This window comes from Postechiella marina (genome assembly GCF_039538365.1).
In the GTDB taxonomy this organism is placed as follows: Bacteria; Bacteroidota; Bacteroidia; order Flavobacteriales; family Flavobacteriaceae; genus Postechiella; species Postechiella marina.
Map to the genome: position 1 here is coordinate 146019 of NZ_BAABCA010000005.1, position 23021 is coordinate 169039.

General features: G+C 31.0%; 26 protein-coding genes and 1 tRNA gene. 6 read left to right on the forward strand and 21 right to left on the reverse strand.

Annotated features, from left to right (window positions below; translation table 11 throughout):
* Positions 1-39 precede the first annotated feature (39 nt).
* Together ABD715_RS12225 and ABD715_RS12230 are read left to right on the forward strand one after the other, a co-directional pair.
* Entirely contained in the window at positions 40-312 is a 273-nt protein-coding gene (locus ABD715_RS12225) for an HU family DNA-binding protein (protein WP_092852637.1), read from the forward strand.
* A 122-nt stretch (positions 313-434) separates the two neighbouring features.
* Positions 435-995 (forward strand): YqgE/AlgH family protein, encoded by a 561-nt coding sequence (locus ABD715_RS12230; protein WP_344788540.1) that lies wholly within the window; start codon positions 435-437, stop codon positions 993-995.
* On the opposite strand, the gene ABD715_RS12235 is transcribed toward ABD715_RS12230, so the two are convergent.
* Together ABD715_RS12235 and ABD715_RS12240 are read right to left on the reverse strand one after the other, a co-directional pair.
* On the reverse strand, positions 992-1834 hold the full coding sequence (locus ABD715_RS12235) for an aminotransferase class IV (RefSeq protein ID WP_344788541.1): 843 nt from the start codon (positions 1832-1834) through the stop codon (positions 992-994). The genes ABD715_RS12230 and ABD715_RS12235 overlap by 4 nt on opposite strands.
* Before the next feature lie 70 nt (positions 1835-1904).
* On the reverse strand, positions 1905-2294 hold the full coding sequence (locus tag ABD715_RS12240; RefSeq protein WP_344788542.1) for an START-like domain-containing protein: 390 nt from the start codon (positions 2292-2294) through the stop codon (positions 1905-1907).
* A gap of 129 nt (positions 2295-2423) precedes the next feature.
* Here ABD715_RS12240 and ABD715_RS12245 point away from each other — a divergent pair.
* A tRNA-Met gene (locus ABD715_RS12245) sits at positions 2424-2497 on the forward strand.
* A 522-nt stretch (positions 2498-3019) separates the two neighbouring features.
* A complete protein-coding gene (locus ABD715_RS17845; protein WP_425567976.1) occupies positions 3020-3850 on the forward strand; it encodes a S24 family peptidase in 831 nt (276 codons plus the stop codon).
* Positions 3851-4016: 166 nt separating this feature from the next.
* Here ABD715_RS17845 and ABD715_RS12255 read toward each other — a convergent pair whose 3' ends face one another.
* From ABD715_RS12255 to ABD715_RS12270, 4 genes are read right to left on the reverse strand one after another with little or no spacing between them, the layout of a single operon-like run.
* On the reverse strand, positions 4017-4424 hold the full coding sequence (locus ABD715_RS12255; protein WP_344788543.1) for a 5' nucleotidase, NT5C type: 408 nt from the start codon (positions 4422-4424) through the stop codon (positions 4017-4019).
* 3 nt (positions 4425-4427) lie between these two features.
* Entirely contained in the window at positions 4428-4718 is a 291-nt protein-coding gene (locus ABD715_RS12260) for a hypothetical protein (RefSeq protein WP_344788544.1), read from the reverse strand.
* Entirely contained in the window at positions 4711-5748 is a 1038-nt protein-coding gene (locus ABD715_RS12265) for a viperin family antiviral radical SAM protein (RefSeq protein ID WP_344788545.1), read from the reverse strand. The genes ABD715_RS12260 and ABD715_RS12265 overlap by 8 nt, the downstream gene beginning before the upstream one ends.
* A gap of 50 nt (positions 5749-5798) precedes the next feature.
* Positions 5799-5939, reverse strand: coding sequence for a hypothetical protein (locus tag ABD715_RS12270; RefSeq protein WP_344788546.1), 141 nt, complete (start codon positions 5937-5939; stop codon positions 5799-5801).
* 206 nt (positions 5940-6145) lie between these two features.
* On the opposite strand from ABD715_RS12270, the gene ABD715_RS12275 reads away from it, so the two are divergent.
* Positions 6146-7186 (forward strand): hypothetical protein, encoded by a 1041-nt coding sequence (locus tag ABD715_RS12275; RefSeq protein WP_344788547.1) that lies wholly within the window; start codon positions 6146-6148, stop codon positions 7184-7186.
* Positions 7187-7960 (forward strand): LytR/AlgR family response regulator transcription factor, encoded by a 774-nt coding sequence (locus tag ABD715_RS12280; protein WP_344788548.1) that lies wholly within the window; start codon positions 7187-7189, stop codon positions 7958-7960.
* Between the two features lie 23 nt (positions 7961-7983).
* Here ABD715_RS12280 and ABD715_RS12285 read toward each other — a convergent pair whose 3' ends face one another.
* The 15 genes from ABD715_RS12285 to ABD715_RS12355 all read right to left on the reverse strand — a co-directional run bounded on the left by ABD715_RS12285 (position 7984) and on the right by ABD715_RS12355 (position 23021).
* Complete coding sequence (locus tag ABD715_RS12285) at positions 7984-8376, reverse strand: DUF4357 domain-containing protein (RefSeq protein WP_344788549.1); 393 nt, start codon at positions 8374-8376, stop codon at positions 7984-7986.
* 178 nt (positions 8377-8554) lie between these two features.
* Positions 8555-9178, reverse strand: coding sequence for a hypothetical protein (locus ABD715_RS12290; protein WP_344788550.1), 624 nt, complete (start codon positions 9176-9178; stop codon positions 8555-8557).
* 3 nt (positions 9179-9181) lie between these two features.
* Complete coding sequence (locus ABD715_RS12295) at positions 9182-9367, reverse strand: hypothetical protein (RefSeq protein ID WP_344788551.1); 186 nt, start codon at positions 9365-9367, stop codon at positions 9182-9184.
* A 50-nt stretch (positions 9368-9417) separates the two neighbouring features.
* The gene (locus tag ABD715_RS12300; RefSeq protein ID WP_344788552.1) at positions 9418-12321 is read right to left on the reverse strand and encodes a type I restriction endonuclease subunit R; all 2904 of its coding nucleotides are present in this window, start codon (positions 12319-12321) and stop codon (positions 9418-9420) included.
* Positions 12314-13852 carry a Fic family protein gene (locus ABD715_RS12305; RefSeq protein ID WP_344788553.1) on the reverse strand — a complete coding sequence of 513 codons (1539 nt, stop codon included), beginning with the start codon at positions 13850-13852 and terminating at the stop codon, positions 12314-12316. Before ABD715_RS12305 ends, ABD715_RS12300 begins: the two co-directional genes overlap by 8 nt.
* A 313-nt stretch (positions 13853-14165) precedes the next feature.
* Complete coding sequence (locus ABD715_RS12310) at positions 14166-15506, reverse strand: restriction endonuclease subunit S (protein ID WP_344788554.1); 1341 nt, start codon at positions 15504-15506, stop codon at positions 14166-14168.
* Positions 15506-17110: a type I restriction-modification system subunit M gene (locus tag ABD715_RS12315; protein ID WP_344788555.1), complete on the reverse strand. Its 1605-nt coding sequence runs from the start codon at positions 17108-17110 to the stop codon at positions 15506-15508. The genes ABD715_RS12310 and ABD715_RS12315 overlap by 1 nt, the downstream gene beginning before the upstream one ends.
* A 148-nt stretch (positions 17111-17258) precedes the next feature.
* Positions 17259-17636 (reverse strand): PH domain-containing protein, encoded by a 378-nt coding sequence (locus ABD715_RS12320; RefSeq protein ID WP_344788556.1) that lies wholly within the window; start codon positions 17634-17636, stop codon positions 17259-17261.
* An 11-nt stretch (positions 17637-17647) separates the two neighbouring features.
* Entirely contained in the window at positions 17648-18016 is a 369-nt protein-coding gene (locus tag ABD715_RS12325) for a hypothetical protein (RefSeq protein WP_344788557.1), read from the reverse strand.
* 11 nt (positions 18017-18027) lie between these two features.
* Positions 18028-18555, reverse strand: coding sequence for a thermonuclease family protein (locus tag ABD715_RS12330; protein WP_344788558.1), 528 nt, complete (start codon positions 18553-18555; stop codon positions 18028-18030).
* Positions 18556-18695: 140 nt separating this feature from the next.
* On the reverse strand, positions 18696-19607 hold the full coding sequence (locus ABD715_RS12335) for a hypothetical protein (protein ID WP_344788559.1): 912 nt from the start codon (positions 19605-19607) through the stop codon (positions 18696-18698).
* A 4-nt stretch (positions 19608-19611) separates the two neighbouring features.
* A complete protein-coding gene (locus ABD715_RS12340) occupies positions 19612-20877 on the reverse strand; it encodes an ABC transporter permease (RefSeq protein WP_344788560.1) in 1266 nt (421 codons plus the stop codon).
* 3 nt (positions 20878-20880) lie between these two features.
* Positions 20881-21273, reverse strand: a complete 393-nt coding sequence (locus ABD715_RS12345; RefSeq protein ID WP_344788561.1) for a hypothetical protein — start codon at positions 21271-21273, stop codon at positions 20881-20883.
* Positions 21274-21411: 138 nt separating this feature from the next.
* Positions 21412-22137 (reverse strand): hypothetical protein, encoded by a 726-nt coding sequence (locus ABD715_RS12350; RefSeq protein WP_344788562.1) that lies wholly within the window; start codon positions 22135-22137, stop codon positions 21412-21414.
* 221 nt (positions 22138-22358) lie between these two features.
* The gene (locus tag ABD715_RS12355) at positions 22359-23021 is read right to left on the reverse strand and encodes a DNA-binding transcriptional response regulator (RefSeq protein WP_344788563.1); all 663 of its coding nucleotides are present in this window, start codon (positions 23019-23021) and stop codon (positions 22359-22361) included.

Sequence of the window (23021 nt, forward strand, 5' to 3'; positions counted from 1 at the left end):
AAATGTTTAACCGAATTATTAATAATTAAACTTTATATTATGAACAAAACAGATTTAATTGACGCAATGGCAGAGCACGCAGGAATTACTAAAGCAGCTGCAAAAAAAGCTTTAGAGTGTGCAATCATTGAAATAGAAGGAGCTTTACAAAAAGGAAACAGAGTTTCTTTAGTAGGATTTGGTTCTTGGTCAGTTTCTAAAAGAGCTGCTAGAGAAGGAAGAAACCCACAAACAGGAGCTACAATCAAAATCAAAGCTAAAAACGTTGTTAAGTTTAAAGCTGGATCTGATTTATCAAATGCAGTAAACTAATATTTACTTAGATATATTATTAAAAGCCTTCTATTACAGAAGGCTTTTTTTATTCAAAATATTTAGCTAAGTGTTGCATTATTGACAAATAAAGATTAGATTTAGTTAAAATTCTTTCAAGCATGACAACATCAAAACCAAAAAAAGGTGATTTGTTAATCGCTGAGCCAGCTATTATAGGCGATGTTTCTTTTAACCGCTCTGTAGTATTATTAGCAGATCACACTCAAGAGGGCTCTATAGGTTTTATACTTAACAAACCGTTAGAATATAGTATTAACGATTTGGTTCCTGAAGTTGAAGCCAATTTTAAAGTATACAACGGTGGCCCTGTAGAGCAAGATAATTTATATTTTATTCATAAAGTACCACAGCTTATACCTAATAGTATAGAAATATCTTTAGGCATTTTTTGGGGTGGAGATTTTAGTAAAGTGGCAGAACTAATATCTGACGAAACGATTAACGAAAACGATATTCGATTTTTTCTTGGATATTCTGGATGGGATACAAATCAATTAGAATCTGAATTAAAGGCAAATTCGTGGTTAGTAACAGAAAACGTTTACAAAAAGAATATTATAGAAAAAGATTACGAATTTTTCTGGAAAGAAAAAATGCTAGAACTTGGTGGTGAGTACAGTATTTGGTCTAATGCTCCAGAAAACCCAAGTTACAACTAGCCTAACCGTATTTTTATGTTTAACTTATCTATTAGTATTTTAGATAAGTTGGCTTTATATTGCTTTTTTCTGTACTTTGTAACGGGCTGAACACCTACAATTACATTAGTTATAAAAATTTCGTCTGCTTTTTGAATTTCGAATGGTGAAATAGGTGATTCTTCTAGCTCCCAATCTGGTAATTTTTCTAAAAGCTCTATTATTTGCTTACGCATTACGCCTTTTAAACAGCCATTGTTTAAGGGGGGCGTTTTAACAGTATTGCCTTTTATTAAAAAAACATTACCATTTAAAGCTTCTACAACTTGCTTGTCTGTATTTAAAACAAAACAATTGTTTAAATTATTTTCTTTTGCATAAATGTTACCAATAACATTTAAGGCTTTATTGTTGGTTTTTAATGTAGATAGTAGGCTTGGAGATAAATAATGGTCTTTATACAAATCTACCTCGTAAAAATCTGTATTATGTATGTATATATTTTGGTCTAATGGTTTTACGCTAATAATAAAACTAACTGCGTTAGTGTTTGGTAAGTACAAACCACCTTCGTTTCTATGAACCATTAATTTTACTCTTGCAGAGCTAGTTAATAATTGGTTGGCATTTAATGTTTTTTCTATTTGCTCTTGAAGATATTCCATTGTAAAATTCATGGGTATCTCCATTCTCATAATACGCATAGAGGCCATTAATCTAAAATAATGATCTTCCCAATACAAAATCTTTCCATTTGCAACTTTTATGGTTTCAAAAAGTGCATCGCCATAAGTATATCCTCTATTCTCTATTGATAACTTGGTATTGTTATCTACAATATTTTCATTAAAATTTATCATAAAAAAACCTCACCCAATTTATTTTTTTTTGAGTGAGGCAAATATATAATTTTAATTCCTTTAGATAGAATTATGCAGATCCTAATACTTGCTTTAAGCTAGAAATTTGATTTGACCAAAGCATTTTAGCCTCGTCGACCTCGTCGTCTTCAGCAAAATCGGTAATCATTAAAGACACATCTTTGGTTATATCGTCCACCTGAATTCTAATTTCAAAATATGTGGTTGTATCATCCTCGTCTTCTAACCATCTAAACTTTACACGTTCTCCACTTTTTTTACTCAATAACTTTGCTTGCTCCTCGCTATCGTCCCAAATAAATGTAAACAACTCGCCACGAGAATTTACATTATCTGAAAACCACTCTGACAAGCCAGAAGGAGTTGATATATATTGATATAATAATTGCGGTGAAGCATGTATAGGAAATTCAATTTCAAATTTGACTTTATCGTCCATAAGTGTTAAAATATTAATGATGCTCAATATATACATTAATTGATAAGTATAACAAAAAAAATTAAGAAAATTTAAATGAAGTATTATTTGTGGGAATGAATAATGTTTTTATATTTGCATCCTCAAAATGGCGAGGTAGCTCAGCTGGTTAGAGCGTCGGATTCATAACCCGGAGGTCGCGGGATCGTGCCCCGCTCTCGCTACAATTCTTAATCATGTACAAACAAACGGTTTAGTTCACTCTAAACCGTTTTTTTATGCTTACATTTAACGAAGTAATTACACATAAACACGAAAATGAACACGATTTAGAACACGTTTTGGAATACAAAAAGCAATTTTCTACCCCCAAAATCTTTGATGCAAATGGTAATATTAACAAACGTTGGTATGTTTATTACTCTTATCGCGACCCAAAAAGTGGTAAGCTAAAACGCATGAAGAATATTTATGGAAAGGCTAATAGCTTTAAAACAAAAGCTGATCGCTATACCCTACTTAATCTTTATAAAAGAAGACTTTTTAAGCTATTAAAAGATGGTTATAATCCTTTTATAGATAATACAGAATATCATAGCGATAAACTAAAAAAAGCACCCAAAAAAGTTGAACCAAAAACAGAAATCTCAAAACCTATTCTACAGCTCGTAAAAAAAGAAGCTAGCAAAAATGATTTAACAATTGATAATGCTTTTAATAGAGCTATAGAACTTAAAACTAATGTAATTGGAGAAAAATCTTTAGACGATTACAAAAGTAGACTTAAAGGTTTAAATAAATGGCTAAAAAAGAATCACAAGACTGTAGTTTACATTAATGAACTTAATAAAAAGTTAGTTTTAGATTATTTAAACCAAGTACAGTTAAATAGTTCTGCTAGAAACAGAAATAATTATCGAACAGTTTTTAGTACAATTTTTCAGGTTTTAGAAGATAATGAACTGATTGATAAAAATTTTATCACACAAATAAGCATTTTAAAAACTACACCTAAGAGACATAAAACATACACCATAAAAGAGCAAAATGAAATTTTCGAGTATTTAGAAGTTAATGATAATAACGAAAACTTAATTGAAGTGGTTCCTGTTAAGGCTTCTGCTGGATATTTAGCAGGATATGATGATCCTGAATACATTGAGCAGCTTCAAAAAATAAAACTGCCTTTTCTTCCCACAGGAAAACACCGTGCATTTCCTATTAAAGGAGACTCTATGTTACCCATGAAAGATGGCGCGTTTGTTATTGGGCGTTTTGTTGAAGACCGTAGCGAAATTAAAACTGGTAAAACCTACGTATTAGTTACCCTAAACGATGGAATGGTTTATAAACGCGTGTATAATAACATCGATTTAAACAACTCGTTATTGCTTATGTCTGATAATAAAACCTATAACGACTACAGTGTACCTATAGATGAAATTTTAGAAATCTGGGAGTTTACATGCAGTATAAATACTCAAGAATACAGCGAAGAAGAATTAAAAATTAGCAGTATTCTTGGCATGTTTAATGAGTTGGGTGTGGAATTGAAGGCTCTTAATAAAATTAATTAAGAACCATTAAACCCCTAAAAAAACAGATCTTTAAATCATCCACTAGCATTACTTACTGTAATCCATGGTTTCTTGTTTCCCAATTTTGCCTCTATCACTATGATAAGTCTATTTTATTCTTTTGAATAGCGCTAAAGCAACTTTATAAACAGTATCTTCATTCTTTTTACTTTAAATACTCTAAAACATTATCCCAATTCTTAAAATATTGATTCCCAAACATAATATGCTCCCCTTCAAATTTATCTACACCATAATTTTTAGTGTCATCAATAATATAATCTCCTTTGACTAAATCTTTATTATGAGTTAATATTAATCTTTTATAAGCTTCCAATCCCAAATGTTTTTCAACCCATAAGCGTTTTTCCATCCAACAATGCGGATTACTCCATACAGGTGTTGACACAATATAACAATCATACTTAGCACTCAATTCTTTAAATGCTTTTATTGCTCCTTCAATTGGTTTATTATTTAGAAAAAAACCTTTCTTATTTTTATTTTCACTGAAAGGCCCTTCACCTAACTCAGCTAAAACACCATCCATATCTATTAATACTATCTTCTTCATCTTTTAAATTTGATTAATTATTACATATTTCTGTTCTCTTCCACCACTACAATACTCTTGAAAATCACAATAAAAACAAGTTATTAAAGTTGTTCTATCTATTTTAATAAAGAGTTCTGTATTCATATTTCTATTTATTTTTCTTAATACTTTTCGGCTTACAATACATAGTGTATTGGGCATATTGGGATCCATATGTTTTAAAACATGTGTTAATATTTTATCACTAATTTGTCTATCCCATTGTCTAAAGCAAAAATGTTCTGTTTTACAAAATCCTGCTATTTTATGCATCCTGATTAGCTTTCTCCTTTCTCGTATATTGGTTCGTTTTATTCCAATTGTAAATACCTCCTCTATTAAAAAATTTATCTAAATCATAATCCATTGTTTTAATAGCTTCTGCTACTCCTACTTCTAAAATGGGTTTACTATACTTATGGGTGCCTTGTGCATTATCAAAAAAACGTCCTGCAGGATCCACCATCACATAACTGCCTTTAATTTCATTATTAGATTCTGGAATAATAGTTTCTACATTTTTATGCGTGTTTAAAAAATGCTTGTATTCTACGTCTGTAATTTTGAAAGCATCTATTTTATTATCATTTTGACCTTTTATTGGTAGTACTTGTAATACTTTCCAACGTTTTGGTTTTGCGTAGGCTAAAAATTCTGTTAAGTTGTCTTTATAGTTTACTTTGTTAACTACTGTATTTATTTTTAAACCATAGCTATACTTTTTAATAGTATCTACTAAGTCATAATAAAAGGCTTTGCTTAATGGTGTTTTCGATGTAACTGCTCTACCAATTTTAATGTTTGTTTCCTCTTCTAAGCTATCTACACTTAGAGCTATCCAATCTAAATAAGCAGTGCTCGCTTTTAAAAAAGCCTCTGTTAATTTACTACCATTGGTTACTATCATAGTAGTCATTCCTAATTGCTTTGCTTTCTTAATTAAATTTGGTAACCATTTGCATAATAATGGTTCTCCGCCCGCAAAGGTTATTTTTTGAAACCCAGCAGCAGCAATTTGCTCTACCACTTTTAAAGCATCTGCTTCTGATAAATGTCCTTTTGGTAAAATGGTTTGTTTTACATCTTGAAATGTTGCAAAACAAAACTTGCATCGCATATTACAAGGTTGCCAAAGGTGGAAGTTTATGCTAGGGATTTTAGTTGCAGCACTACTCTTTTGGTAATATTCTATTATTAAACTAGCAATTTCATTGGCTGTTAAATCATCCGTATCTATAACCAAATCATAGTTTTCATCAGTAGTAAAATCTACACCATAATTTTCTTGAAATCTATCTCTCATTTTCTGATTTCTTAATTGTATCGCTTTGAGACCTGTTTTCTCTTTAATAATTACTTTTTAGTGTTCCGGTTCGGATTTAACTGTTTCCCTCTATTGCCATGCACTTTACTATTAGTACTGTTACTTCCAGATGTGCCTTTGTTGGCATTTGATTGATTGGATTTGTGATTGTTTTGTTTTGAATTACTCATAATATTTGATTTAAATTAGATTTTAAAAGCTCAGCAACATGCTAAACCCTTTTGTTATTACTGTAAATATCAAGATGATTACAATTAAATTTTCTAATTTGTGACAGACCGACTATATTTGGGATATAACCCTACTTTTTTGAGGTAAATAAAAAAGAACTCGAATACAAGAACTGTTTCTATCTCTAAAATCGATAATATAAATAATGGATATATATTCTAAATACGCTGATTTGTTAGCTGAAAATGAAGTATTAATGAAAGTAATACTCGTCCTTTTTTGTATACTTCTCTTGGTTATAATAAGAAATTGGTACAATCTCTATAAAAAGCGCTCTTTTAGAAAAAAGAATAAAAAGTTAACCAAACAATTAGAAGCAAGCCAATTAGTTCTTTCTAACTATGATAAAGAAATTCAAAAAATAGCATCTCTAGAAGACAAGCTCTCTAATAAGCACACAGAAGTTTTTGCATTACAACAAGAAATAGAAGATTACAAAGAAAAATTCTATGCTAGTTTAAGTGAAAAAGATCGAGAAATTGCACAACAAAAGGAAGCTATAAGTCACCAACAAAAAGCATACGAACGTTATGTAAATTATAAAAATGTAGAAGCCAATAACACCAGACTTGGTGCACATTTTATAAAAAATGTGATAAGCCAGATTTATGATGACTTAGAAGAAGCAGAAGACAGTTACAAATCATTTTTAGGAATACCGTTTAAAAATAAGAATACCAAAAGTAAACTACCTTCATTAAAAGCTTTAAAAAGTATTTTTAAACTTTTAGACTATAATGTTTCTGCCCTAAACAAAGAAAAAACAAGTATTAAAGAAGAATTAGAGCATATTGAAATGTTTTTAGATTTAATTCAATATTTAAAGCCCAATACCAAAATTGATTTAAAAAATATGCTAACCAAAGCGCAACAAAAGCATATAGAAATAAAACCAACCTTATTTTTTCCATTTGTTGAAAATGCTTTAAAACATGGAAGCCTAAATGAAGAAGCTTCTTTTATTAGTATCGTATTGAAAGAAAACCCCAATAAACAATTAAGTTATTGCTTGGTAAATAGTGCAGAGCAACGATTTGAACAAGAAGAAAAAATGACACAAAGCTCTAATTTTGGATTAAATGCTTTACAACAATTATTAGATGCATACTACCCAAATAGCACATTAGAACACAAAACATTACCTAACCAACAATATTTATCTGAATTAACCTTAAGCTTAAATTAAATGATACGCTATATACTAGTTGATGATGCGCCTAAAATTTTAAAACGCGTACAAGCAAAGATAGATACGCTTCCAAAAGACTACGAGTTACAGCACATAGCAAGTTACGATAGCTCTAAAAAGGCTTATGAAGAAATAAATGAAGAGGATTACGATTTACTTATTGTAGATTTTGAAATGCCAGTGTACAATGGTATTGAGTTAGCACAAAAAATAGCAAATAATAAAAAAATAATATTTTTAACGTCGACTACCAATAATGAAAAAAAGGTAATTAATAGTTTGGATATTTCTGGTTTTTTAAGCAAGCCTTTTGATATTGAAGAGTTTGAGTATATCCTTAAAAATAAGGTGATTGGAAAAGTAAACAGTAAAAATACATACCAAAAAGGAGATTTGGTTATGCTGTCTATTTCTAAAAATAAAAATATGGGTATCTATCCAGAGGACATCTATTTTATAAGCTCTGCTTTAATTAGCACAGGTAAAAAACTAATTAATAATACGTATAAAAAAGTAGAAAAACCTAGTAGTAATGACGTTCATTTTTATGGAAAAAACGGTGTGATTGTGTTTGAATCTATAAGAATAACTATTAGTAGTTTAGAAACTGAGCTTGCTAATTTTGGTTTTAAAAAAATTAACCAAAGCACTTTAATAAATACGAATTATATTAGGAATATAGATAATCGTAACTTAGAATTATACCATTGTAATGAACCTTTTGAAATTAGTGTAAAAGAAAAAACATCGTTTTTTAAATCAATTAAATAACAAATTGATAACCTCTTAAACAGCTATTTTCTTTTTAACGTATCTAACGTTTTACCATTTTTATTTTTCCATTCCTTCCAACCATTTGCTCGTCTTGCTAAAACTGTAGCTGCTGCTGCTGCAGAAACTGAATCAAAAACATAATCTTCTTGAAAGACTAACAAACCATTAGACTCATTTAATATACCATCTTTTAATAATTGCTTACGTCTATTAACAACCCAAGGACCAGCTGTTGGAGTTTCTTTTAAATTACATTTACCGCCTTTATAAACAAGCATACCATCATCAGTAAACTCCCCTTCTGCATATGCCATTTTGCCTTTACAATGATAAATTTCTTTAGTTTTTAACGCTTTACGTTTTACTACTACCATTACCTCCAACAATAGCAGATACATTTTTTTAAGTCTCACTTTTATCAAATAAATCATTGATAAAAAGTTTATTTTCTGCAACATTTACATCACAAAAACCATTACCTAATTTAATAGTATAAAAATAATTACCATCTAAATTTATAGTATAATCTCTATCTGTGCAATCATAATCTTCTATAAAAATGGCAGTTACCTCATATCTTTTTTAATTAAATTACATTTTTTTTTTAACAATATCATTCTTATTTTCTATCGGAACTGAATTTTCAATAAGTGGTTCGTTTGTCAACTCAATTTTAGATTTAGCCTGTGTCATAGTTGCTGTTAATTTAACTGCTTCTTTTTTATGTGTTTCTATCTGTTCTGTTATGTCAACGTACTTATTGTAAGTTCTAGACTCTAATCTCATTTTAATATTATTAATAAAATCTTGAACGTTTGCAAGTGTGCCAAAAGCAATAAAAGAAAATAATGCAATAACAATTAAAGCTAATTGATTGCAGTTAAGTAAATCTCCAAGGTTAGTAATATTAAAAACAAAATAGAGCAATGCATTATAACCTAAATAAATTGAAGTCAATACCAGACGAACTCCAAAATAAATACGTTTAAACTTTTTGTTTAATTTTATATTTAGTGATTCTTTTTTCTGGATTAAAGTTTTTAGCTTATTATATCTAGATTTTAGTTTTCCTAAATTAAGTTTATCCTCATTGTTTTGTTTAGAAACATTTTCTATGGTTAAATCTACTTGACCAAAAGAACCAACATAAATAATTATTACAATAACAATTACAAATATCAATAAGAAGGTATTATTCTTTTCTTGTTCACTCATATCTCAACAGTTTTTACTTCCCTCAAAAACCTCACGCAAAACACTCTGCATTAACTGCTCACTATGTGCTTGGCTTTGTTGTTCTTCTTGATCTAAAGCATCACATAACCCCATTAAAGCACTTACTTTATTTTCAAAATCTTTGATTCCCTGTAAAATGTTATCTTTAGTTACTTTGTTAAATAGCATTTATTAATTTTACTCATTACTATTAACCATAATAGCTATACATCTCTTTTCTACCCCGTCATACCCTCAATAAACACTTGCACAAACTCCTTCATTTTATCTAAAATACGTTCTCCTATTTCTCGTGCTTTTAAAATGCTTGGTCTACTGTCTAAACATTTAAAAACCTCATCTCGTAATGGTTCTCTTCCGTTATAGGTGTAACTTTCTATTAAGGCTTTAAACTGTGCTTTGTCAAGATGTTCGTCTTCACATATTTTAGATAATGCTAGTATTTTTTCTTCATGCCAATAACGTTCAAACTCGTCTTGAATAGCATCTACATCGCTAATATGTGGTAAATTTTCTTCTATAAACTTTTCTATTAACTCGCGTTTACTACGCAACTCAACGTCTCCAGACAACATGTCTATAATTGCCTTTTTCTGTGCTTTGGCATCTGCAGATTTTGCATGTTTTAGTTTTGCTAAGAGTTGCAAAATGTAAGCTACATTTATTTGGTCGCGATGGATTAACTCTAACTCAAAATCGATATCGTTAAGAATTGAAGTTTTATCAACTTTACTTGCTTTTTTAACTTTATCGTTTAAACTCCAATATCTATCAACATATTCATTAAAAGTATCTTCATCTATAGATAAATCATCCCAATTAAAATCTGTATAAGATTTTAATACATTTACAGCTCTTAACACACGCCTAAAAGCTTGCACAAAGGCTAATTCTTCATTTTCACCTTGCAATGCTTCTATGTCTTCAAAAGTTGGAGTTACTTTAAATAAATGCTCTATAGCGTCATCTAATTTACTAGCGACAACATCATAATCTGGTAAAATAATATCTTCTATAGCTTCTTTGTTAGAAAACAACGTAATCGCATCGTCTGTTGCTCCTTTTAAGTTTCTGAAACATAAAATATTTCCTTGGGATTTTACATCTCCTATAATTCTGTTGGTTCTAGAAAATGCTTGTATTAAACCATGATATTGTAAATTTTTGTCAACGTAAAGTGTATTTACCTTTTTAGCATCAAAACCTGTTAGCATCATGTTTACTACTATAACAATATCTAAACGGTCTTTATCTAAAGCAGTGTTTTTTTCACGTTCTTTTAAGCGTCTGGTAATATCTTTAAAATAACCATCAAACAATTTTTGGTCTTTTGTAGAGAATGCTTGCGTAAACATTTGGTTATAATCTTCAATGTACTCGTCTAGCTTTTCTCTAGTATGATTTTCTTTTTTATACGTTGTATTTGGCTCTGCTGCATACAGTCTCTTTTCTTCTGCTGTAGATGGTAAAGCATCATCTGCTCCTATACCATCCTCATTAGTGCCATAAGTAAATATACTTGCAATACGTAAATCGTGTTCGCCAGCTAGTTTTTTACGTTTAAAAATGTCGTAATACTTAATTAAAGTATCAATATCGCTTACAGCAAATAATGCAGAAAACTGACGACTCTTAGTTTTAGTATCGTGATAGGCAATAATATAATCTACAATTTTCTCTAAACGTTTTGGATCTGCAAAAACCTCTGGCTTATCTATTGCTGCAACATCAATGTCTATAAAGGTGTTACTTTTTTGTTTGTATCTACCTATGTATTCTATACCAAATTTTAATACATTATCGTCTCGTATGGCATCTGTAATTACGTATTTGTGTAAACATTCTCCAAACAAATCTTTGGTAGTTCGTTTTCCTAAGTCGTTTTTAGATGCATTTTTAGCAAAAATTGGAGTTCCTGTAAAGCCAAAAAGCTGACTGTTTTTAAAATACTGCGTGATTTTTTTGTGCGTATCTCCAAACTGACTTCTGTGGCACTCATCAAAAATAAAAACCACACGTTGGTTTTCTAAAGCTGTAAAACTCTTATTATAATTAGCTTTAGAAATTGCATTGTTTAACTTTTGAATAGTGGTTACTACCAATTTAGAGTCGTCTTTTAATTGGCTAACTAAGTTTTTTGTATTGGTTGTACCGCTTACACTATCTTTTTTAAAGCTATTAAACTCCTTCATGGTTTGGTAATCCAAATCTTTACGGTCTACCACAAACACCACTTTATCTACATTTGGCAAGTCCATTATTATTTGGCTTGCTTTAAACGATGTTAGTGTTTTACCAGAACCTGTGGTGTGCCAAATGTAACCGTTAGCTTTTACGCTGTCTGCTTTATCTGTCTGCTGTTTTGCTTTATTTACTAAAGCCTCTACTGCATAAAATTGATATGGACGCAATACCATTAACACCTTATAGGTTTCATTATATACCACATATTGGGCTATCATTTTACCCAAATGGTTTGGATTTAAAAACAGGCTGGTAAAGCTTGTTAAATCTTTTATGTTTTTATTATTTACATCGCTCCAGAAATACGATTGTTTTATAGATTGGCCTTTATTGTTTACAAAATACTGCGTTTCTAAATCATTACTGATAACAAATATTTGCACATATTGGAACAAGCCATAATTACTATCAAACGAATGTCTTTGGTAACGATTTACTTGGTTAAAAGCCTCCTTTATTTCTAAACCACGACGTTTTAACTCTATTTGTACTAATGGTAAACCGTTAACTAACAACGTAACATCGTAACGGTTTTTGTACGTGCCTTCTTGGGTGATTTGGTTGGTGACTTGAAACAAGTTTTTTGTCCAATTCTCACTATTAAAAAAGCGCACATAATAACTGTCTCCATTATCTCTGGTAATATTAAAACGATCGCGAAGCGTTTTTGCTTTTTCAAACACATTACCTTTTGCTAGGTGGTTTAAAATAGTATCAAACTCTTTGGTAGAAAACGAGGTTTTATTAAAGGCTTCTAATTGTGCTTTTAAATTAGCTATTAAAGCGTCGCCATCTGTAATGGTTACGTTTTGGTAGCCTAAACCTACTAATTGTTTAATGAGGTTGTTTTCTAGTTGTAGTTCGGATTGTTTAGTCATTCAAAAAAATAAGTTTATAATTATTTTCAATCTCAGTAACTTCGTTTTCTTTTAATTCAGCAAATTCTTTGTTTAATGCTCTTTTTGATAATACACCGTTGTTTTGTTCTAAAAACCGAATTAAAGTAGCCACCATTTTATCTGGCATTTCAAATTCGTTATCTAAATATCTTTTAAAAGCATCATAATTTTGCAAATAAGTTACTTCTTCTGGAATTACACGCTTTAACGTATCATCAACACAATCGTATAAAAATTCGGCTTGTTTGGTTGCATCAAAATAACGATAGAAGTCTATTGTATTGTTTAAAACTATCACATTATGGTCTTCTGTTTCTTTCCAGGAAATAAAATCTAATAGTGGATGCGAATAACTTTCAAGCGTCTTCCTGTAGTCATCAATATGGTCTAAAATAGATGCTGAAACCGGAAAAATAACACCTTGTTTCGTAAATTCCTTTTTAGCCAATATATGGTGTATAAGGTATCTGTGCAAACGACCATTACCATCAACAAATGGATGTATAAACACAAACCCAAATGCTATGGATGCTGATGCCAATACAGCATCATAAGCTACATCTTGCATTAACACATTGGCGCTAACCAATCCATTTAATAACGATGCTAAATCTTCATGTTTTGCTGAGATGTGTTCTGGTAGTGGTACGCCTGTACTTCTATCATGTTCACCAACAAATCCACCTTCATCTCTTAAACCTAGCTTTACAAATCTGGCATTTTCAATAACTATTTGCTGTAAACGCTCCAATTCTTCTATACTTAATGGTTTGTTACCAGCTTGTCCAATGGCTTTTCCCCAACGCATAGCGCGATTGGTTCCTGGATTTTCATTCTCTATAGTAAAAGATGCTTTTGAGTCTTTTAAAAGTAAAAAAGAAGATGCTCGTTGTAACACATCTTTGTGAATACTGTTTAAATACGTGTTTTTCTGCTCTGATAATTTGGCGTTAATATAGTTATCTAGTTTATCCGTTTTAAATATTAATGGACAAAACTCAGGTGTACCAGGAAGGTTATTAATTATACGATGTCTTGCAGAGCGCGTACCTTTTATTGCGTATTGCAGTTTCTCGTCTAGTAAAGGCACAAAGTTTTTAATGGTTAAGTCTTGTATCTTTAGCTTTTGTTGCATTAACCACTCGTACAAAAACCAAATTTTACGACTGTATTGTCCTGTGGGCTCTAGTTGCACCAATGTAGTTATGTCTTCTTCCGACAGCTTATTAAATAGTTTTTTAAAAAATAAAAGATTTACACCTTCATACTTTAGAGCAAAAACCAAATGCTTGTAAAGCGTATCGTCAAATAGTGTTCTAGATGAAAACACTTTCCATTTATCTGTACTATAACTACGTCTTTTTGCGCTAATAATTGCCAATTGTTCTGGAAAAGGCATTGCTAATTCTAGTCCCTCTAATATTGCGCCATAACCAACAAGTGTCCCTTCTTCTGGAACTTGCATACCATGAAAAACAGTTATTTTAAGTGAAAATTGTTTACTAATCATTGGTTTAGGTGAAAAATTGTTACTATAAATATAATGGAAAAACAGGTTTTATTGTGGAAAAATAGGTTTTATTTTCGATTAATTAGGAAAAATAGGTTTTTACATATTGGAATTACGGGTTTTAAAATGTTTTTTTAGGTATATTAATTATTAAAAACGGAAAAAAAGGTTAACAAAAAAATAAGCGCAATACATAAAAAACAAGCGCATACTATTTATAATGTAAAATTTTGCGCGCAAACATACTTAGACAAATAGTTCCTGAAACAACTCATATTTATCAGTGTTGTGTCGGTGTTGTTCTCTTTTTTACCTAAACAAACATTTGCTGCAACAACCCTTTTTTAAACGCTTGCGTGTTGCTTATTTGCGTTTGTACTGCTTCTATTTTTTTATCTATAGCACTTAAATAAGTGGCTATTTTTTGTTGTTCTTTTAGGGATGGAAATGGTAATTTAATTTCTGAAAAATATTTATAACTAATCATTTTTCCATCTCTAATTCCTTCTAGTCTTTTTTGTAATTGTTTTATATAAAATTCTGTCTTTAAATAAATTCTATAAAAGTCATTATTTACATTTTCTGATGTTGGTCTAAGAATATTATAAGCAGGACTGCAAATACCATGATAATTTGAATATTCAATTCCTCCTTGAAAAGACCTAAGACTAATTATAAAATCTCCAACTTGAACTACTTTATAACTAGCTACACTTTTATCAGTAACAATCATTTGATAGTTAATCATATCTCTAGGAATTGCACCTTGGTCTTGAGTAATTGCAAGAATTGGTAAATCTGAATTATGCTTTTTATCCGAAACACTTTTGAATAATACGTTTGCATGAGGAAATTCCCAATCCGGAAACGTACTACCATCATCAGCTTTAAAGCGCAATTGTTGGCTAAACAGTTGTTGCATAACGCCTTTTTTGTACTGCTCTAGTGTTTCTTTTTTGGTGGTTAGTTGCTGTAGTTTGGTGTCTACTGCTGTTAGGAAATTGGCTATTTTTTGTTGTTCTGGGAGTTTTGGGAAACTAACTTTCAATTTTCCAATTTCCTTTGTATTAATTACGACTTGAGTGCTACCTGCTGTTACTGCTTTTATTTGTTTCTGAACAAAATAAGTACTATAAACTAATTGAAAAAAAACACTATCAACTTCTGTGTTTGTTCTTAAAATCACAATATTTAAACAATTGGCAGTAGGAAATTCTTTTGGAACTCTACATATTTCTCCGTTTCCACCATGTCTCGCTAATAATAAATCATCAGGTTGTATTTGTGATTTTTTATTTTTATTATGAAATTCTTTAGTAACATATTTCTCTTCATCGAGTTCAATATTAACTCCTTTTAAATTCCCTGTCCTTATAAGAAGTACTCCTTCAGTTTCACTAGTGTAATAAGGCTCGCAAGTTCCTACAAATCCTACTTTCAATTTGGATGAAAAAGAATTAACACGTTTCTGTTCCCATTCCCCTTCAAACTCTTTAAAGCGTAGTTTGGGTATTAGGCTTTTGCGTTGTTTTGATGAGATTGCTTTTGCTTCGTTCCTCGCAACGTCGACTCGCAATGACGGTTGTGAAGCGGCAGATTGCTTCGCTCGTTCCTCACTCGCAATGACGTTCAGATTGTTGTTTTCGTTTGCCATTAGAAAGGAGTTTCTATGTTTAACTGTTTGCAAAAGTCTGCAATGGTGGCATCCGTCTTTGCTATGTCTTGCTCTAAGGCTTTTAGGTCTTTGGTTACTGTGGTTAGGTCTATGGGTTCTTCTTCTTCAAAAGTATCTACATAACGTGGTATGTTTAGGTTGTAGTCGTTTTCTTTAACTTCGTCTAAAGTGGCTACGTAACTGTATTTGTCTTTGGTTTCTCGGTTTCTGTAGGTTTCTACAATAGCATTAATATGCGCGTCTTGTAATACGTTTTGTGTTTTTACTTTCTCGAAGTGTTGGCTTGCGTCTATAAAAAGAATAGACTCGTTTCTTTTTACAGACGTTTCGACTGCGCTCAACGAGACATTTCGATTTTTTTTAAGTACTAAAATACAGGTTGGTATGCTGGTACCATAAAATATGTTTGCTGGTAAGCCTATAACTGCGTCTAGGTAGTTTTTATCTTCTATTAAAAACTTTCTAATATGGCCTTCTGCTGCACCTCTAAACAATACGCCATGTGGTAAAACGCAAGCCATAGTACCATTATCGTCTAATTGGTGTACCATGTGTTGCACAAAGGCGAAATCTGCTTTAGATTTTGGTGCTAGTTTACCGTATGCAGAAAACCTATCGTCGCTCATAAACAAAGGACTTGCGCTCCAGTTTGCCGAAAATGGTGGATTGGCAACTATGGCCTCGAAACGTTTATCTATATGGTTTGGACTTGGGTTAACTAAGGTGTCTTCGTTATAAATGTCGAAACGTTTGTAGTGTACGTCGTGCATAATCATGTTCATTCTGCACAAGTTATAGGTGGTTGGGTTACTTTCTTGCCCAAAAAATTCGCCTACTTCCTTTACTTCTTTAGCCACACGTAATAATAAAGAACCCGAACCACAAGTTGGGTCGTACACACTTTTTAGTTTGGTTTTATTAGTGGTTACTAATTGCGCCAATATTTTAGAGACTTGTTGTGGTGTGTAAAACTCGCCTGCTTTTTTACCTGCTCCAGAGGCGAATTGCCCAATTAGATACTCGTAAGCATCACCAAGGATGTCGCTATCTGAGTTTTCTAGGTCAAAATCTATGGTTTCTAAATGGGTAAGTACTTTTACTATCAGTTCGTTTTTAGCATCTTCGGTTTTACCTAGTTTGCTACTTGTTAAATCGAGGTCTTCAAACAGGTTACCAAAATCGTCTTCGCTTTCGCTTCCCATGGTACTTTGCTCTATGCTGGTTAGCACGTTTGCTAAATCGCCTAAAATAAAGTTGTTTTTGCCTCCAGAGTTGCCTCGTTTTGCAAGTTCGCTAAAGAGTTCGCTTGGTTTAAGGAAATAGCCTAGTTTGTCTAATGCTTCAAAACGAATGGCTTCTAATAATGCTTCGGCTTGTTCGTGGCTTTCTACGGTATCGTAACTTAAACCGTCTGGTTCTAGAATTTCGTTGGCGTAGAGTTTCATTTTTCGACTTAAATATTTGTAAAAAATAAAGCCTAGTATATAGTCTCTAAAATCGTCTGCATCCATATTACCACGAAGGTCGTTGGCAATGTTCCACAGGGTTTGTTTTAATATTTGTTGTTTTTGTTCTTCAGACATTTAAAACTTGTTGTTTAAATTTATTGTAAAACTATAAACATCTAATAAAAGAGTATTTTACTTTTATTAGAAGCATTAGTAAATAGGGAAAGCCTAATATATAACTTTTTAAAGATTGATAGCGTTTATTATAATTAAAAAACGTGTGCTACATTACTTTCTCTGCCAAGTACTTTTGCACCTCGTAAACATCAATACTTTTGTTAAACTTTTTACTTATTGATGGCATGTTCTCGCTTGATATCCAGATTTTTAATTCGGCATCCAAATCGAAAGTTCCTGAGGTTTCTAGAGAGAATCTTGAAATGCTTTTATAAGGCATAGATTTATATTCTACTTTACTACCTGTTAAGCCCTGAACGTCAATTAGTATTAAGCGTTTATTGGTAAACATAAATACATCTCTAAAGAGTTTAAAGCCTAACTCTATGTTTTCGGATGCTGTTAGTAAGCGTCCGTATTTTTCGGTTAATTGCTCTGTTGATGCTTGACTTGCGTTTCCTAATATTTTATTTAATAATCCCATGTTTTATATTTTTAATGTTGATAACAACGTTGGTTAGTGTTTTTTGTTTTTCGCTTACAACGCGATCCCGATTGGGTTTTACCCGTGCATTGTTTTGCTGTGGCACTTTTTGTTGACTTATAGCTACTATTGCCTGCAGAAAATGCGCTATTCTTAGAGGCAACATTAGCCCCTCCTTTTGGTGGCTTACAAACCGAACATGCTGTAAAACCTAATGCAATAGCCCTATCTAAACTATATTCCTTTTTTGAATATTTTAAGTAATGGCAAGTGTTTTTATGATATTTTTCTCCAGTTTTTGTAGTATAAACATTTTGTGCTACTGCACCACTCGCAAAAGCTAAGCTTAAAAATAAAATTAGGATTTTTAAGGTTTTCATTTACGCGAGCTTTACTTCTTGTTTTCACTTAATTTCTTTAACCGTGATGCTTCTTTCTTGTTTGCGCGCCATTGCCATGGTGCAATGGAATTAGAGTCTGCCCATAAGCCCATTTTATTTTTTCTAGCTTCGTCCTCCATGGCTTGTAAATTTGTATCCTTGGAGTATTCTTTATAATGCCATGCTAAACCATGTTGTACTAATTGATAACTTAAGTTTAAAGCATCTTTGTACATTACATTAGCTATGAAACGCCCGTATCTATCTTTTTTTAAAATATGAATATTTATATGGTCTCCAAAAATAGCATCTGAAACAAATTGCTTTGCTTTATTAGAAAATGGCTGTTTACGCTCGGGACAATCTATATTGGCTAACCTTACTCGTATTAAGGTAGAATCTTGAGTTAATAATTTAAAAGTATCACCATCGGTAATAGCTGTTACTTTTCCATAAATTATGTTGTCTTCTTTTTTTAAATTTTGAGACTTTACAACAAAGCAAGACAATAGAAAAATACAGATAATGTATCTTTTCATAAAATTAGTTAGGATTGGTTAGGTAAGTAAATATAATTATTTTGAATGATTAGCGTTGGTTTAGGTTGATTATTTTATAAAAAAATCAACTCAAAATCACTTCTCCAAACATGATGTAAAATTCACCAAAAGATGTATAACTAATTTAAAATAAACTCCTTAATAATGTTATCCATATTTGTAGGTAAACCAGCTGTTTTTATTTCGTATTTAGAAACTTTCATGGCATCAAACCAATTACTCCAATAATCCATAATAATTTCTTCTTCATAAGGGTTCTTTTTATCTGGATTAATACCTAAAACAAGTATTTCTAAATTCGATAAATCTTCTGAAGCAGGAATAAACCCAAACCCTTGACTAACCATTGTATCTTGCCAATCCTTATTATCTAGATTAAAACTTCGTATTACCTGTGGTGTTAAATATGTGGTTAGATTATCCTCTTTCATTTTTGAGTCTTTATGATATATATAACCATCTGTTAAAACCACAAGAATGTTTCTATAATTAGGTTCGATGCAATAATCTTTAACTTTAGTTTTAAAAAAACGCCAAGTGTCTGACCCGACATATTTATTATCTGAAATAGCCAAATCGTAAATCTTAATTGGTTTACTGGCGTAGTTATCCTTAATTTCGTCTAAGGTTTCGAGAGTTACATTGGTCCTGTTTACGTTAAACCTTAAATTATTAGAAATTTTATTTATATTTTGGTTTTTAGGTTCTGGATCGAAATACAATTGAATTTTATCGTCCATGGCTCTTACTTTTTTTCCTCTTAAATGCGCATCGAAAGCTTCGGAAACTGATTTTATATAAGCCACATCTCTTAAATAATACTCCATAGCATTGTTAGGATACTTTTTAGGGTTTATCCTATCTGATAAATCGAGAAGAAAACTGATGTTTAAATTTTGAGATATCTTATTTTTAAGTAGCTTAAATTGTTTCTCGCTTTTACCACTATCTGTTTTCTCTGTATCGTTTTTACAAGATGAGACTCCTAAGATTAAAAACAGTATTGAAATTCTAATTAAACTATATTTCATGATTTTAATTTTTTGTAAATACTAAATGCTGAAAGTCCATATTTTCTAGATTCAACTCTTTTAAATGATCTAAAGAAACTGTTTCACACTTAGTTTTTAATTCGTCTTTAGATTTAGCTGGTAAAGCTAACACCTCGTTTATAGATTGAAACCAACCTTCTTTATATTGATAGTGATAATGTAGATATTCTTTTACAGGAAAAACAAAACCATCAATTTTAGATTGCAATTCTGATATTTTTCCATTTATGGAAGTTACTTCTTGCTTTATAATATCAACCTTTATAAGTAAATCTGATTTTTTAAGCTCGGTGTTTTTTATTTCCTCTTTTTTTCCTCTTATGAAAGTCTTTATTTTATCCACATTTTCGTGTTCTTTCATAACAAAATCGAAAACGAGTCCCCAGATTAAATACACAACAAAACCTGCGAATATGATGCCCCAAAAATTAACACTTTCAATAGCTATAGAAGGAGAAAAGGTTTCTCCAAGAACGCGATCGAAATCGAAAATCTTTTTCTCTATTAAATAAGCCAAAATCACATCAAACATGAATGTTAGTATAAGAAGAGCAGCTAATTTTACATAAGAGATAAACTTTTTATTTTTTTGAAACATATGGATTAAATATCCCAAACCCATAAATACAAATGGAATTGTAATAATAAAAATTGCTTCCAGCCATCCATGAGACAAAGACAATTTTAAGGCATTGGCATCAAATATTGCAGCTGTTAAGCTATCGGTTTCAAAATTTTTAAAAAATGCAGAATATGATGCAGATATATAAAAAACAAATAGATAAATGGTTATAGGCAATAATAACCCTAAGCCAATATAAAATTGAGCTTTGGGCCTTTTATCAACATCTTGAATACCATAAACTTCTGGATTTTGCTTAACATCAATCATTTCAAACTTTTGTTTATCAATAGTACTTATTAAGTCATTTTTTTGATCCTCGTAGATTGATAATGCTGTTTCTCTCTTTTTAAGCTCTGTTCTTTGCTTTTCTTGTTCTTCTATATAAGGTTGTTTTAGCCTTTCTTGTTCATTTAATTGCTTTCTGCATAAATCTTCAAAACTATAATATAAGTTCTTAAGGCATACACCCAAATTAATAGAACACCCAGAGGCCTTTGTTGAAGCACCATAACCACTTTGATAATACGTGATTCTAATTTGCTCTCTTGCCTCTTCAGTACTACTATATGCTTCTTGAGAGTTTGCTTTATCTTTAAGTTTAAACAGTTTTTTAATTGCACCCATAGCTTATGAATTTATTTCAGTAATAATCTCTTCTTTAGAAACGCCTGTTTTTGCACTTTCAAGTAAATAATCTGCTAACTCCGTGATGTTTTCGTCTAAAAACTCAAACTTCTTGCAGTACTTTTTTAAAGTATTGTACTCATCATTTGTAACTTTTCCATCTGCCCATATCATTACAGCTAAATCATATAAATATTCGACTCTAACCTGCAAGGATTCTGGTATAGATGAGTCATGAGATGGATTAAGTAAAATATCATTTAATTGCTCTTTACTCAATCCCCGTTCTTCTGCAAATTTGTAAAGCATTTGCATTTCAAGCACATCAAAATTATCATCTGCAAAAGCCATTTGGTAGAGTCTTAGAAAATGACTCTTTAATTCGGTTGAAATCATATTATATTTTTTTTATAAATTGAAAGCCTATAATGTAGGTTAAGAACATTAGATTGTGGCGCTGCATCAAACTTACCGCCTATAAACACAAAACCCTTACGGATTACCGTATGGGTTAAATAAATTTAAGTTTAGCGTCTATTCTTCCTGAAAGAAATACTCATGAATATCTATAATATCTCCTCTACCTATTTGAACCAAGTCTCTAGTTTCTTTTAAAAATATACCTAAAGACCTTTCGTTATAAAGTAATTTCATATCAGAAGAATAATCGGTTACTACATACATATCACCAGACAGCTTAAAAAAAGGTATAGCCATTTTGCCTTTTACCTTTACGCCTTTATTAACTAGCTTTCCCTTTAATAAAGTTTCGTTTAAAGATGTTTCATTTTTTTCTTCTGATGATACTTTAACATAAGCCACCATCATTTTCATCCACTCTTTACTATCAATAAGATACCATTTTACCTTATCGAAATTAATACCATATTCGTTTATCCAACCTTGACTGGTAAAACCAAATAACACTTGCTTTTTGCCATCAAGTTCAGGGTCGCTTACTGGTGTAAATTCCTGAATTTTAAATGTTATAACCGAGGCTGAAGATATATCTTTTAACTTTTTACCATCGAAAGCTAATGTTTTTAACGAAAAGCTATTCATATTAGGCTCATTAGCTAACACCCATTGTGTTGCTGTTAATTCTGCTCGTTCTTTCATTTGCTCTACAGCTGCAATTCCTGCACCTATAGCCAATAAACCACCAGCTACTGCTGCTACTGCTGCACCGTCGTTTTGTGCTTTTAATTGTCTAGGAAATAACGTTGAAATAATAATTAAAAATAAAATACTTTTTCTCATAATACTATTATAAAGGTTTTGGTTATACCGTCAAATGTATTGCAACACAAGAAACTAATTTTACGGGAATCAGTAATAAATAATAAAAAAAATAAACCCCAAGAAGTATATCTCTTGAGGTTTAAAATGAAAATCCTCCCTTAAGGATATCACTAATAGCACTCAAATTTACATAGAACTAAAAACTAAATATTACGGTTTTCCATAAACCCAGTAATAATTTAAATTAATCCTAAATCTTTTGAAGTAGCTATTAAGTGAATGGTGTTTTTTGAGTTTAATTGTATTTTTAATTTGTTGAGTCTTTTTTCTATAGAACTTAAGCTACTAGGAGATACACCCGATGATTTGAATATGGCACTAATTTCGTCTTGAGAAAGTCCCTTAGATACGTTTTGAAGTAATTTAATATCGTAAGCATCTATTTCTAGATTAGATTTATCATTAAAAGCACTGGCTACCTTGGGCGAAAAATAGCGCTTTCCTTCGTAAACATTTTTAATAGCTTTAGACAATTCTATTAATCCGTTTCTTCCTTTGCAAACAAATGCGCTTAAACCAACGTCATTTAAACCACGAATCATTTCTATTCTATCGTCTACAGAATATGCAATAATATTTAGATCTGGATATTCGTCTTTTAACACCTTAATTAAAGCATTACCAGAATTTAAAGTCTGCTCTCTGTAATCTGCTTGAAAAGAGAGGTCGGTTATTACTAAGTCAAAAGGTTCTTTATCAAAAACTGCTTTTTTAATTTTTAAATACGCATCATCGCAATATTGTACTTTATAAATATTTTTGATTTTTAAATCTTTTAAAATAGAAGATACCCCTTGATTTATACTCCCTAAATCATCTGCAATTAAAACCTTTTTAAACAT